The sequence below is a fragment of the Clostridium senegalense genome, from assembly GCF_018916625.1.
Classification (GTDB): Bacteria; Bacillota; Clostridia; order Clostridiales; family Clostridiaceae; genus Clostridium_J; species Clostridium_J senegalense.
Genome location: NZ_JAHLNC010000009.1, coordinates 25,689 through 39,700, shown reverse-complemented (window position 1 = coordinate 39,700; position 14,012 = coordinate 25,689). Strand labels below are relative to the sequence as shown.

Sequence of the window (14,012 nt, the reverse complement as noted above, 5' to 3'; positions counted from 1 at the left end):
TTTATACTTTAAGTAAAATATTCTTCTATATAGTAAAAAATAGGAGTATAACGAATTATACTCCTATCTTATATAATTATTTCCTAACCATACCATAACCGCCATATACAGTTTTTATGTCAGTTACAGAAATAACCGATTTAATTTCTGTTTCCTCTATAAGCTTCATTATTTCTAGCTTTCTCTTTCTTTTTAAGTGAATTAAAAGCACTAGTTTTTTACTACTTCTTCCTTCTCCCTCAATTGAGGTTACCCCAACTTCTGCATCCCTTAAAGTATTTATAAGTTTTTCTCCATCCTCCTCTGATACTATGACATTCATAGTTATCATTCCTATTGCTAATTTATCTTCAATAATAGATCCTACATAATTACCACAGGCATAACCTAATGCATATACAATTATTTTTATAGGATCTTCTTGTATTCCATTTAATACATTTCCGACTACCAATAACCAAATTATAACCTCAAAAAAACCTATTGTTGCTGCATATAATTTCTCTCCTCTAGTTATAAGTACGGTCCTTACAGTAGTAAAAGATACCTCAATTATTTTGCACACAAATATGAATAAATACATCCACATATTACGTCACCTCTTCACTTATAATTTTTAATAACCATTAAATCAATTAAATCATATTATTAACTATAAAAAATGCTTTTTTTTAATTCTTAACTAAATATTAAGAAGTTTATTAAAATTTTTTCATATCATACTATTACAATATGTCATTATATTCTTTTATATAAATATTCGTAATTTTATTTCGATAATGTATATATTGTTGAAATATATGAATTTTTCATATAACTTTATGTAAATAAATTACAATTTATCTTTAAATTGTATGATAATTTAGAATTGGAGAGTGATAAACATAAATACACCAATTGGTATAAGATTTAAAATCCCATTAGATTATGACGAATTGATTATTTATATCTTAGAAACTTTAGATTGTAAACGGCTTATTTGGGTTGTTGAAACTTATTTCGAAATTATAAATAACAAAATTGATAAGCCTAAAAAAATTAATCCTACATCTTTTGAACTTTTTAACTTTATTTCTAGTTCTATCGATGAAAATAAGTATTTAGATTTAAAAGCCTATATAAACGAATCCGATGTTTATGATATTAAAAGTTTTGATGATTTTTTAATTAGTAACTGCAAATTTATGCTTTTTATATATGACTTTGAATATGTTTACCTATATTTTAAAAATAATGATTCACTTAATATAGTGAGGAATGCAGTGCACTCTTTCACAAATGAAAATGTGGAAATTATATGTACAAATTAAAAATTATATAAAGTATTATGGAAATATTTTTCATTTTTATTTACATAATATGTAAATAACTTTATACTATACTTATATCGTATTTTATATATTAATTGATATAAGGGGGATTTTTAAATGGATTTTACTATTTTAAAATATGCACTGTCTATGGCAATGTACTTTGCAGTTTTAATATGTATAGTAGAACTTATGAGAAAACATTGCAAACTAGCTAACATAGTTTGGATTTGTTCTCTTTTAACTTTTCCACTTTGGATTATGGGTGGAGTTTCAGGATGGTTTCGTTGGGCAAAAATTTTAAGTGTTATATTACCGACAATAATAGTAGGCTTCTGTAGAATTTCAAACTTTGAAGAACGCCAAGGTAAATTTTGGGGATTCTTTCAAAAAAGGTGGATTCTTTGGTTTACCTATGGAATATTATTTTTAAATATATTAGAAGCTACTCTTAAAGATGTTGCACTAGGCAATTATGCCAATGCAGGTTGTGGTTTTTTACTATGTGTCACAATCCCATTTGCACCTAAATATTGGAAGTATGATAAACAAGGTGTTGGCGATTTAATTTGTTATACAACGATTGGATGGAATTTTTTATATACTACATGGAATCTTTGTTTTGTTTTTGGTGAGAGCCCTAATTACTTTGCTAGCTCAATATGTATACTTCTTGCAGCAGAATTGTATCCATTCATAAAAAGAAAACCAGAATTATATATTATGGCACGAGTTTACACATTAGCAACACATATGATTCTTCGCTCATGCTTTGGTCCAATGTTTATAACACTTATGGATGCATCTTCTTGGTATAATGAAAGTCTTTGGAAGTATTGGGGAATAGCAAATCTTATACTTATAATCCCATACCTATTTTGGTATATGTGGCAACTTCATACTGGAAATGCAAGCCATACATTTATAAGAAAAGATTCTTATTTACACTCAAAGTTTTCAAGGATGTAATTGTTATAAAAGCTACGCTATAGTATAGTGTAGCTTTTCACATTTTTATTTTCTTCTTTTTTTACCAGCCTTTTTCTTATTTTTAATAATAACTATCTCTTTCTTACCTTTTTTAGTATCTTTATTAAAGCTCTTATTCTTATCACTTTTTTTATTACAATTTTTTTTATCTTTACCATAATGTTGTGATTGCTTCTTATTTTTAGGTTTTATTAGACAGTTTTCTTCAAAGCCTATAAGTTCTGTCCTATTTGCAAGATTTAAGGCTTCATATACTAAATCATATTTTTTAGGATTTCTAAATTGAAGTAATGCTCTTTGCATAGCTTTTTCTGCCTTACTTTTAGGAACATAAACTTCTCTCATCGTTCTTGGATCTAATCCTGTATAAAACATCGTCGTTGATAAAGTTCCAGGTGTAGGGTAAAAGTCTTGAACTTGTTCTGGTTGATATTTAATATCTCTTAAGTATTCTGCAAGCTCTATAGCTGATTTAAGTGTACTTCCTGGGTGACTAGACATTAAATATGGTACTATATATTGTTTTTTACCAACTTTCTTAGTTATTTTGTAAAACTTATCCATAAATTTACTATAGGTTTTTCCTGCTGGTTTTTGCATATATTTCAAAACTTCACCACAAATATGTTCTGGTGCAACTTTCAATTGACCGCTAACATGATTCTCTACAAGTTCATTAAAGAAAATATCATTTTTATCTGCCATTATATAATCATATCTTAACCCTGAACGTATAAATACTTTTTTTATTTTAGTTAGTTCTCTAACCTTTTTTATAACTTGTAAATATTCGCTATGGTCTGCATCTAAATTTTTACATGGCTTGGGATATAAGCATTGCTTATTTTTACATGCACCTATTTTAAGTTGATTTTCGCAGGCAGGTTTTCTAAAGTTTGCTGTAGGTCCCCCTACATCATGTATATATCCTTTAAAATTTTTAAGTTTTGTAATTTCTTCTGCCTCTTTTATTATAGATTCTTCACTCCTACTTTGTACAATTCTTCCTTGATGAAAAGTTATAGCACAAAATGAGCAACTTCCAAAACATCCTCTTGAACTAACAATACTAAATTGAACCTCTTCTATAGCATCTATTCCCCCATCTTTTTCATATATAGGATGGTACGTTCTTTTATAAGGCAAATTATATACTTTATCTAGTTCTTCTCTTGATAATGGCATTTCTGGTTTGTTCTGTACTAAGTATTTACTTCCATGTCTTTGTATTATGACATTTCCTCTAATTGGGTCTTGTTCATCGTATTGAACCTTAAATGCTTTAGCATATTGGATTTTATCTTGTGAAACCTCCTTATAAGAAGGAATCTCTATGTAATCAGAATAGACTTCATCTAAATTATCTACTACATAGCAAGTTCCATTTACATCCCTTATATATTTGGCCTCTATTCCAAGATTTAATCTATCTGCAATATCTACAATTTGCTTTTCACTCATTCCATATGCTAATAAATCAGCTCCACTATCTATAAGCATAGATTTTCTCACCTTGTCACTCCAATAATCATAATGAGCAAATCTTCTTAAACTAGCTTCTACACCACCAATAACTATTTGGGCATCTTTATAAGCCTCCCTTATCTTATTGCAATAAACAATAGTAGCTCTATCTGGTCTTAAGCCCATCTTGCCACCTGGTGAATAAAAATCTTTTTCTCTTAACTTTTTATTTACTGTATAATGATTAACCATAGAATCCATATTACCTGCATTTACTAAGAATCCTAATCTTGGTCGTCCTAACTTTTTAAATTCATCTATGTTTTTCCAATCTGGTTGAGCTATAATTCCAACCTTATATCCTGAATTTTCTAAAACCCTTGAAATTATGGCAGTTCCGAAGCTATGATGGTCTATGTATGCATCTCCTGTAACTAAAATAAAATCTAACTGCTTCCAACCTCGTTCTTCCATATCTTTTTTACAAATAGGTAAAAATTCTTTATTTGTCATTAAATCACCTGCTAATTTATTATTTAATTTACTTTGTTATTTTACATTCTAACTTATTATAATGCAAATATTTTATAGAATTTGAAATTTAAATTTATAATCATATAACTTAGCCCTCAGTATTTATATATTTATTTGTCTTTTTTATAAATTTATGTAACATTATATTATTTTTGAATAATGTTACTATAACTATGCTTTATATACTATAATTCATTTGTAGTTTATTTAAATAAGGAGATTTAAAATGAATAATTTACCTAATTTTATCTATGAGTTTAGTGAAGCTCGCAGAAATGCTTTTGTGGATATCAAAAATTTGAAAGATGAAGGAAAAAAAATCGTTGGAGTTTACTGTGGTTTTGCACCTTGGGAAATCATAAAAGCCTCTGATGCAATAGCAGCTTGGCTTTGTGGTATGGATGAAGACCCAATTAGAGATGGTGAAAAACATTTACCTCGTAATTTATGTCCACTCATTAAATCAAGTTATGGTTATGCTATAACAGAAAAATGTCCTTTTTACTATTTTTCAGACTTATTGCTTGGAGAAACAACCTGTGATGGAAAGAAAAAAATGTATGAACTGTTATCTAAAAGAAAACCTATGCATGTAATGCAATTACCACAAACCCCTTATGGTAAAGCATCTTATATTTATTATAAAAATTCAATAATAGAACTTAAAAATACTTTAGAAACTAATTTTAATGTGAAAATTACAAAAGAAAAATTAAGGTATGCTATTAAATTAAGAAATAAAGAAAGAATAACTCTTAGAAACTATTATGGTTTATCTAAACTTTCACCTCCACCTATGAGTGGATATGATTTAAGAAAAGTAATCCAAGGAACTTTATATATAGCAGATAAAGAAAAGGAAATTAGTGACATTGAATCAATTATAAAAATGACTATGGAAAATTACAATAATGGTAAAAGACCAATTTCATCTGATGCTAAACGAATATTAATTACAGGATGTCCATTAGGTGATTCTACAGAAAAGATTGTAACTGCCATTGAGTCAAATGGTGGAGTTGTAGTATGTTATGAAAATTGTAATGGTGCAAAAGATGAAAATCTTTTAGTTGATGAAAAAAAAGATCCTATAGATGCATTGACAGAACGATATTTAAAAACTGCTTGTGCTTGTATGAGTCCTAATGATAATAGAATTGAGTATTTATCTTACTTAGCGGACGAATATACCGTAGACGGGGTTGTTGATGTAATCCTACAAGCTTGTCATACATATAATGTAGAATCAAATAGGATTCAAGAATTTATGACAAAAGAAAAAAAATTACCGTATATAAAAATAGAGACTGATTATTCTACATCAGACATCGGTCAATTAAACACTAGAATTCAAGCATTTATAGAAATGTTATAATCCTTTTTTATTCAAAAGTTTAATTTATGCTATTTATTTTAAGGAGATTTTACTATGTTTTTATTAAATATTTTTGAGTTTATAGGCACTGTTGTTTTTGCTATATCTGGAACTCTTATTGCAATACAAAAGAAACTAGATTTATTTGGCATTCTCACTCTATCTATAGTAACTGCTGTAGGTGGCGGGATTTTTAGAGACATAATCATTGGAACTACTCAACCTATGGCTTTCAAAAATCCATTTTTTTGTTTTATAAGTATATTAACATCAATAATAACTATTTCTTTATACTCTTTTATATCAAAGTTTACATATAAAAAGGCTTTACAAGAATATGAAATTGATATTTTTGATAAAGATTATAATAGTGAAAATATCAAACATAGAATAAGTTTTTTAAGAAAAAGAACTGCTATTTTAAAGAAATTTAATGCTATTTTTGATGCTATAGGCCTTGGTATTTTTACTGCTGTTGGTTCAAACATAGCTATTTCAAATAAATTTTCTAATTTATTTTTAGTGATTTGTATGGGATCTATAACTGGAATAGGTGGTGGTATATTAAGAGATATATTTGTACAAGATATACCAATAGTATTCAAAAAAGAAATTTATGCTATAGCCTCTATTTTAGGTGCTTTTGCTTTTTGGTTCTTATATAACCATATATCAATTATCCATTGTTTATATATTTCTGCTTTTATAACATTTTCTTTTAGAATGTTGTCTCTATATTTTAACTGGAATTTGCCTAAATTAACAATAGAAATTTTAAAATAAAACTGTAAAAATAAGCTATCTCAAAATTTAAATGAGATAACTTATTTTTTTATTATATTTTCTATGTTTTTTAATAATTAATTTATTCTTTCGAGCTATCTATAAGATACTTCATTGTATCTTTATCCATTGCACCTGGAACATATTGGACTATTTTACCATCTTTATCAATTATGAACGTTGATGGAAAAGCATTTATTCCATATTGATATAATAAATTTCCACTATTATCGAAAACAACTGGAAATGTATATCCTTCCTTATTTAAAAATTCTATTATATCTTCTTTAGATCCTTCTGAACCTATATTAGGTGAAGCAACACCTAATATTATAACTTCATCGTCATTTTTGTTGTATTCATTATATAATTCTTCAATATGAGGCATTTCCCCTTTACATGGAGGACACCAAGTAGCCCAAAAATTTAGGAAAACAGTTTTTCCTTTATAATCGCTAAGTTTATGTTCTTTTCCATATTGATCATATAAAATAAAATCTATAGCACTATTTTTATCTTCTTCAACATTTTCTTTTTCTACTTGGCTATTATTATTCTCATTATTTTCTTTTATTATCTCAGAGTTTTCTATATTGTTTATTTGATTATTTATTCCACTAAACCCATTAATAATCATAAACATGCCTGCCCCTATAAGAATTAAACCACCTATTTTTTTTATAATATCCATATAAAGCTTTATTTTATCTAATGTTTTAAATAACTTATTATAAAACAATGCTGTAATTAGAAATGGTAATATAAATCCTATAGTATAAGTAGCTATTAAAATATTTCCTTTTAGCATAGTACTAGAACTTGAGGCTATTATTAATACAGAAGCTAGTATTGGTCCAACACAGGGTGTCCATCCAAAACTAAAAGTAAAACCTAAAAGATATGCAGACACAGCTTTCATTTCTTTTACTTCCATATTATATCTCTTTTCTTTATTTAATAAAGAAAAATTTAATATTCCCATATAGAATAATCCCATTATAATTATAATAATTCCACCTATAAACATTATCATATTTTTATTTGTATTAAAAAAACTACTTAATGCATTTACTGATGAACCTAATATAAAAAATGTAGTTGATATTCCTAAGGTGAAAAATATTGTATTTTTAAATAAAGAACTTTTTATGAATTTATCTTCTCCATTTTTCAAACTTTGCACACTACTATTGGATAATATACTTAAATAAATAGGTAATATGGGCAATATACATGGTGAAAAAAATGATAATAACCCTTGTATAAAAACAATTAATAAGTTTACATTTTCCATTTGAAGCCTCCTATATATTCTTTAATATCATTTAACTTACGTATAACCACCATTATACCAATATATTTGAATATATTGGTATATGTATTTTTTTATTATATCAGTATTTTAATCATAGTACAATTATAATTTATATTATTATTTACTAAGTTATTTTTTTTATTATCTTCAATGATCTACTATGGAAATTCCACTTAAAAATAATCCACTTATGATAAACATTTTTATTATTTTATCTGTCTATCATAAGTGGATAATATCTAACTTTTAATTAGCTTCATAAAAGCTCTTTTTTTCTTCTACATATTCCTCTAATGTTATATTCTTATCAAATATTTCTTTCGCTAAATCTTCCCCTACATATCTTATATGCCATGGCTCATATTCATAACCGGTAATATTCTCCTTACCTTTAGGATACCTAATTATAAAACCATACTTATAACTATTTTCTTTAATCCATTTATATGATTTAGTATACTGAAACCCTTCATCTAATGTTGTATACTCTTGTGAAAGTATATCTATTGCTAATCCTGTTTGATGTCCACTTTCACCAGGTTTAGCTACTGCCCTGTCTGCCTCTTTCTTTCCAACAGACTTGACTTCATTATCGTAAAGAAGCTTTTGATAGTAATAATCTCTGTAACCAGAAACCCCTAAAAGATATACTCCATCATCTTCAGCATAACTAAACATTTTCTCTAATGCTAAAGCCGCTGGCTTATCTAATAATTTTACATTTTCATTTGAACCTTTTAAAAACTTTATATTAGGCTTTATAAGCTCTTTGGGAATAAAATCTTTATCTAATGAATGTTCTCTATTTACAATAAGAATTTTATGTTTTTTGTTATTTATAGAAGCTATAGCTATATTTTTATATACATCATTTTTGCTACTATCTGTCTTTTCTCTTAAAAAATGTGATAACCCATTATTGTTTAATTCAACTGTACATATTGCAATTAATATCATTAATAATGAAATTACAATTTTTTTATTATTTCTATTCATACACACCCCCTATTTCTCCAATTATATATAAATACTACATAGGTGATGTTATTTCCTTTTTTTACCATAAATTTAACTACATAATATATAAATTGCCTTTTAAACTAAATTTTTTTGATATTAAGCTTTAGTCAAGAGTAAACTTTTCTATCATGCCAACCATATCATTAGATATAGAATTTAATACCTCCGATAAATCGGATAAATTAATTATAGTAGATGATTGTTGCTCAATCGATTGAGATACTTCTTCCATAGAAGATGCAAGTTCTTCTGAAGTAGATGTTACATATTCAATATTATTTAAAATTCCATCTTTCATTTTTACAGTTTTATTAGTAAGAGTAGCTATTTCTTTAATCTCAGGTATTATAGTATTTATTTTATTAACTATATCTTTAAATATATTTATATTTTTTAAAATTCCTTCATGTTGATTTAAGAATTCCATAGAAATATTATTAGCCATTTCCCCAACAGAACTAGTAGCCTTTGATATTTCTCCAATTAATTGAGTTATATCCTCTGAGGACTCTAAAGTTTGTCTTGCAAGTTTTTTAATTTCTTCTGCAACTATTTTAAATCCTCTACCTTCTCCACTATATCTAGCTGATTCTATGGATGCATTCAATGACAGCAAATTAGTTTGTCTTGCTACATTATTAATTGTTTTGGTAATTGAACTTATATTATTAATATTGTTAGTAAGATTTGTTATTTCATCTATAAAACCTTTAAAGTTAAATGTTAAATCATCTATACTTAGTATTACTTCACTTATTCCTTGGGATCCTTTGTCTGCAAATAATTTAATTTCATTACTATTATTTTCTATCGAATTTATTTTTTTATTTATTATATTTAAGTTAAGTGAAAAATCCTTAATTTTACCTGTGGCCTCTATTAAATTTTCACTTTGAACATTACTGGATTCTGCAATGGAATTTACTGAACTTGATATTTCTTCACTTACAGCTGCTATTTCTTTTGAAGATATATTCACTTCTTTTGAATAACCTTCTAAATCTTCTGATACATTTCTTATTTTACATATAATATTTTTCAATGATATATTTGTTCCATCAATGTCTTTTGCTAAAGCTAATATTTCATCCTTAGATTTTATATCAATTACCTTTGTTAAATCTCCCTTTGACATATTTCTTAAGTAATCTCTTATCTTTAATAATGGCTTAGTTATACTAGACGATATTAGCACTGCTATTACTATTGATACAAAAAAGACTATTATACTAATTAAAATTGTAATATAAATTCTTTCTTTTACTCCCCTAAGCATTTTACTATTATCCATTTTTACTACCACTAAACCAGGTATATCCAAACTAATACTAGCAGAACTTACAACCTCATTTTTTGATTTAACACTAGCTGATGCTACAGCATCTGATTTTTCTTTATTATGTAAGCCATTAATTTTTGTATTATATAATGGAACCACGGAAAAATATTCATTTTCACCATTAAATTTCACCTTAAAGCTTGCTGGTTTATTTTCATCAATTAACTTATCTATATTCTCATTTTTAAAACTAATACCTATCTTACTTTTATCTGTGTTAGCAACATAATTAAAATTTTTATCTAAAACTCCAATATAAGAAGCTAATTCATACTGTGATTCTAATAAATCAACTATTTTAAGTTGAATTTTCTCTGGATTTTCTATACCAATCGGTGATATAACTTTTTCTATATGCTCTGCATAAGCATAACTTTTGTCTAGTGACTGCTCCTCAAATTCTTTATATCCATTAACAAATTCAACTCCTAAAAAAACAATCAAATTTATAATTATTACAGATAAAAATCCTAATATTATTTTCTTTTTAACTGAATTTAAATTAAACATTCCTTTTAATTTCATAAAAATCCCTCCCCATAATATATTAGCATAATATTCATTAATTGAAAATTATTATCAAAAGATTTGCTATTTCATTTTTTACTTATTATTCAATAATAATTATTATCGTAACTTTTATAATAAAAATAATACTATTTTTATTATAAATTTTAAGGACAGTATATAGATTTGTATAAATCTATATACTGTCCCATTTAAAAGTTAAAATTAAAATATTACATTATAAATTTGCAGTACTGTGCTATTTCATTTGCAGCTTTCATGCCACTACTTAAAGCGCCTTGACACCAAGCATGTAATACAGAAGTGTGTTCCCCTGCAAAATATACTCTATTATCATACTCTGGTGTTATCATAGAGTATGAAAAAAGTCTATGTTGCGATGGCATAAAATAGCAATATCCTCCATAAAATCCTTGTTCTCTTTCCCATTGTATTATTTTCACATCTTCAACTATAGAATCAAGATATCCTCTTTTAAGTCCATGTACTTGCTCAACTTGTCTTTTCACTGACTCAATTTTTGTTTTTTCATCTAAATTTCCTAGTCTTAGCGCATCTTGTCCTGCAATATAAGATGCTAATAAAACACCTTTATCACTAGATTTATTTTTTTTCTTATTATGACAATCATCCTTATTAACCTTACTATTATATCTCTGATCTACATACCATACCTTTCCTATAGGTAAATCAGTACTTGATGCTCCTCCATATATATCATCTTCTTCCCAAAATCTTTTATTACAAAGGAAAAATACCTTCTGAGCACACATATAATTCACTTCTTTAATAGCCTGCATTTTTTCATTACTAAACATAGGGAATAATTCTACATTTCTAAGACTTGAAAATGGAATACTGCAAATAACAAAATCAAAAGTTTGATTTAATCTTTCCTGTGATTTATTATGTTGCTTATATTCTACTATTACTTTATCATCTTTAGTATGTTTAGATAATGCTACAACAGTGCTACCAGTCTTGAAAGTAATCTTTCCTAAATTTTTTTCTTTAATATTGAAAACTTCTCTAGGCTTTTTAGACATCAATGATTTATAAAATGAATTTGAAAGATTTACAAAACCTCCATCTATTTTATACCTATATAGATTTTCCACATTATATTCTTCTTGTAATGGTTCAAAATAACTATTATAATATGCCGTCCCTATAAATGGCTCTAGTCCTGAAATTAACTCTATAGCACCCTCACTTAGTCCTAATTTTTCCATCATTTTCCTTGTACTAAAATTATCCAAGTAATCAATTTCTAATGGATATTCTTGCTGCACTTTTAGAATTTCTTTTCTTATCTCTGGACTCATGTTTAATAATGGAGTTGTTAATACATAACTTATAAGTTTTTGCCATGGAGTAACTCTTTCTTTTGGAGTCAAATTAAATTCCGGATAAATTTTTTTCATCACATCTTTTCCTAACAAATCATTTTTTGCTCGTTTATGCCTTATATATATATAAGTATTTTCATCTGATTGAATAAAAGGACTTGTTTTTAAATCAAATGTATTTACATAATGCCATGTAGTCTCATGGCTAACAGGTATTCTCATAGCACCTAGTTCAGCATATAACCCCTCATCTTTATCAAAATAATGAGTATATATTCTACCACCTATACGCTTTTCCTGCATTTCAAATATAGTAATATCAAATCCTAATTTTCTAAGTTCAAAAGCAGATGATAGTCCAGCAAGACCAGCACCTATTATACCAATCTTAATTCCTTTGCAACTTCCTTGGGGAAGTATTGTTGTAATATCTCTTGGAGGAGACATCATCTCTATAATGTTTTTTAAATCTTCTGGCCTATTTAAAACTTCTAAAGCTCTTTTTAACATTTTATATCTCTCTTCATTACTAGGGTTATTAGGTTGCATATAACTTTCTTCCATATACAATAAAAATACATCTCCTTTTCCTTTCTATAATAAACATATTATTCAAATTAATAGAAAATGAGTATATTTATTGTTTTTATAGTTTCTATTATTGATTTTTAACCATGTCTTTATAAAAAACTAAAAAGATTTTCATTCTGATATTTTATGATGTACTATATAGATAATAATATAAATCAAAGTTTTAGGTTAGATCCTATATATAAATTAGGAGGTTTTTATGAATAATATATTTATATTTTATCTCATTACCATGAATGTACTTGGATTCGTATTAATGTATATAGATAAAATTAAAGCTAAAAAGCACAAATGGCGTATTAAAGAAAACACTTTACTTACCATTGCAATTTTAGGTGGTTCCTTAGGTTCACTTATAAGTATGTATACATTTAGACACAAAACTAAACATACAAAGTTTACCTTAGGCATTCCTTTAATATTAATAATTCAAATTATATTTTTATATTATACAATATACAAAATATAAATTTAACAATCACTTCTTTTACATAATATAACTATTCAAAATATAACTATTCAAAAGTGAAATTTTTTACTCTCACTCATATTGCAATTGCTAAAAAATAATTACTTTACAAAGAAATTATAATATTTTATTTGAATGTTTTTTATAAATTAAAAGAACACTTATTCATCACTGGACAAGTGTTCTTTTAAAAATATTTACATATATATTTTTATTTTCTTGGATTTTCAAAGGAAGTTGGAGTTGGATTAGGAGCCTCATGAGAAGGTCCTGGATTAGATAAATTAAAGTATAGCTTAGAATCCTCAGTAACTCCAAAGTCTTTATTGGAACCAGTATTTTGCACTTTATTTAACGCTTCTCTAAATAATGCATTATGTGCTTCTTCTCTATTAAGTAAGAAATCGATGGTTGCCCTAACTTCTTTATCATCAATTTGGCGATATAAATATTCATATACAACTTTTGCTCTTTGCTCAGATGCTATATTAGATAATAGGTCTGCAACTAAATCACCCGTTACAGTTACATAATCAGCAGTCCATGGTGCGCCTGATGAATTAATTAATACTGGTGATAAGCCACATTGGACATGTGTTTGAATCTCTCCACTATTAACTTCGTTAATGTTTACATCATGACCATTTAATAAATTTATAGTTTGAGCCACCATTTCCATATGACTAAGTTCTTCTGCCGCTATATCTAAAAATAAATCTTTTATTTCTGGATCTTTGATTCTAAAACTTTGAGCCATATATTGCATTGCTGCTTTAAGTTCACCGTTGCCCCCACCTAATTGTTCTTGCATTAAAACTGCATATTGAGGATTAGGTCTTTCAACTTTAACCTCATGTAGTAATTGTTTTTTGTGTTCAAACATGAACTGCACCTCCAAATAATAAATTTCAGATTTATTATTTGCTACTATATATTTTATATACC

12 protein-coding genes are annotated in these 14,012 nt (G+C 26.7%); 5 read left to right on the top strand and 7 right to left on the bottom strand.

Annotated features, from left to right (window positions below; translation table 11 throughout):
• Positions 1-76: 76 nt before the first annotated feature.
• Positions 77-589: a DUF2179 domain-containing protein gene (locus tag KQI36_RS14130; RefSeq protein ID WP_010296019.1), complete on the bottom strand. Its 513-nt coding sequence runs from the start codon at positions 587-589 to the stop codon at positions 77-79.
• A 286-nt stretch (positions 590-875) separates the two neighbouring features.
• Between KQI36_RS14130 and KQI36_RS14125 the strand changes: the two genes are divergently transcribed.
• Both KQI36_RS14125 and KQI36_RS14120 read left to right on the top strand, forming a co-directional pair.
• A complete protein-coding gene (locus KQI36_RS14125; protein ID WP_216451421.1) occupies positions 876-1,310 on the top strand; it encodes a DUF2691 family protein in 435 nt (144 codons plus the stop codon).
• A gap of 117 nt (positions 1,311-1,427) precedes the next feature.
• On the top strand, positions 1,428-2,279 hold the full coding sequence (locus KQI36_RS14120) for a hypothetical protein (RefSeq protein ID WP_216451420.1): 852 nt from the start codon (positions 1,428-1,430) through the stop codon (positions 2,277-2,279).
• Positions 2,280-2,324: 45 nt separating this feature from the next.
• Here the strand turns inward: KQI36_RS14120 and KQI36_RS14115 are convergent, their stop codons facing one another.
• Complete coding sequence (locus KQI36_RS14115; protein WP_216451419.1) at positions 2,325-4,277, bottom strand: YgiQ family radical SAM protein; 1,953 nt, start codon at positions 4,275-4,277, stop codon at positions 2,325-2,327.
• A gap of 247 nt (positions 4,278-4,524) precedes the next feature.
• Between KQI36_RS14115 and KQI36_RS14110 the strand changes: the two genes are divergently transcribed.
• Both KQI36_RS14110 and KQI36_RS14105 read left to right on the top strand, forming a co-directional pair.
• Positions 4,525-5,673, top strand: a complete 1,149-nt coding sequence (locus tag KQI36_RS14110) for a double-cubane-cluster-containing anaerobic reductase (protein ID WP_216451417.1) — start codon at positions 4,525-4,527, stop codon at positions 5,671-5,673.
• Between the two features lie 54 nt (positions 5,674-5,727).
• Entirely contained in the window at positions 5,728-6,456 is a 729-nt protein-coding gene (locus KQI36_RS14105) for a trimeric intracellular cation channel family protein (RefSeq protein WP_216451416.1), read from the top strand.
• Positions 6,457-6,538: 82 nt separating this feature from the next.
• Here the strand turns inward: KQI36_RS14105 and KQI36_RS14100 are convergent, their stop codons facing one another.
• The 4 genes from KQI36_RS14100 to KQI36_RS14085 all read right to left on the bottom strand — a co-directional run bounded on the left by KQI36_RS14100 (position 6,539) and on the right by KQI36_RS14085 (position 12,556).
• Positions 6,539-7,750: a cytochrome c biogenesis protein/redoxin gene (locus KQI36_RS14100; RefSeq protein WP_216451415.1), complete on the bottom strand. Its 1,212-nt coding sequence runs from the start codon at positions 7,748-7,750 to the stop codon at positions 6,539-6,541.
• Between the two features lie 267 nt (positions 7,751-8,017).
• Entirely contained in the window at positions 8,018-8,767 is a 750-nt protein-coding gene (locus tag KQI36_RS14095; protein WP_216451414.1) for a M15 family metallopeptidase, read from the bottom strand.
• A gap of 127 nt (positions 8,768-8,894) precedes the next feature.
• Positions 8,895-10,655 carry a methyl-accepting chemotaxis protein gene (locus KQI36_RS14090; RefSeq protein ID WP_216451413.1) on the bottom strand — a complete coding sequence of 587 codons (1,761 nt, stop codon included), beginning with the start codon at positions 10,653-10,655 and terminating at the stop codon, positions 8,895-8,897.
• Between the two features lie 215 nt (positions 10,656-10,870).
• Positions 10,871-12,556: a flavin monoamine oxidase family protein gene (locus tag KQI36_RS14085; protein WP_244991601.1), complete on the bottom strand. Its 1,686-nt coding sequence runs from the start codon at positions 12,554-12,556 to the stop codon at positions 10,871-10,873.
• Between the two features lie 241 nt (positions 12,557-12,797).
• On the opposite strand from KQI36_RS14085, the gene KQI36_RS14080 reads away from it, so the two are divergent.
• Entirely contained in the window at positions 12,798-13,067 is a 270-nt protein-coding gene (locus KQI36_RS14080) for a DUF1294 domain-containing protein (protein ID WP_216451412.1), read from the top strand.
• Positions 13,068-13,278: 211 nt separating this feature from the next.
• On the opposite strand, the gene KQI36_RS14075 is transcribed toward KQI36_RS14080, so the two are convergent.
• Entirely contained in the window at positions 13,279-13,950 is a 672-nt protein-coding gene (locus KQI36_RS14075) for a manganese catalase family protein (protein WP_216451410.1), read from the bottom strand.
• Between the last annotated feature and the right edge of the window lie 62 nt (positions 13,951-14,012).

Coding starts and splice junctions, on each gene's coding strand:
- KQI36_RS14105 (WP_216451416.1), top strand. CDS start 5,728: ATGTTTTTATTAAATATTTTTGAGTTTATAGGCACTGTTGTTTTTGCT.
- KQI36_RS14090 (WP_216451413.1), bottom strand. CDS start 10,655: ATGAAATTAAAAGGAATGTTTAATTTAAATTCAGTTAAAAAGAAAATA.
- KQI36_RS14080 (WP_216451412.1), top strand. CDS start 12,798: ATGAATAATATATTTATATTTTATCTCATTACCATGAATGTACTTGGA.
- KQI36_RS14115 (WP_216451419.1), bottom strand. CDS start 4,277: ATGACAAATAAAGAATTTTTACCTATTTGTAAAAAAGATATGGAAGAA.
- KQI36_RS14095 (WP_216451414.1), bottom strand. CDS start 8,767: ATGAATAGAAATAATAAAAAAATTGTAATTTCATTATTAATGATATTA.
- KQI36_RS14100 (WP_216451415.1), bottom strand. CDS start 7,750: ATGGAAAATGTAAACTTATTAATTGTTTTTATACAAGGGTTATTATCA.
- KQI36_RS14130 (WP_010296019.1), bottom strand. CDS start 589: ATGTGGATGTATTTATTCATATTTGTGTGCAAAATAATTGAGGTATCT.
- KQI36_RS14120 (WP_216451420.1), top strand. CDS start 1,428: ATGGATTTTACTATTTTAAAATATGCACTGTCTATGGCAATGTACTTT.
- KQI36_RS14085 (WP_244991601.1), bottom strand. CDS start 12,556: ATGCAACCTAATAACCCTAGTAATGAAGAGAGATATAAAATGTTAAAA.
- KQI36_RS14110 (WP_216451417.1), top strand. CDS start 4,525: ATGAATAATTTACCTAATTTTATCTATGAGTTTAGTGAAGCTCGCAGA.
- KQI36_RS14075 (WP_216451410.1), bottom strand. CDS start 13,950: ATGTTTGAACACAAAAAACAATTACTACATGAGGTTAAAGTTGAAAGA.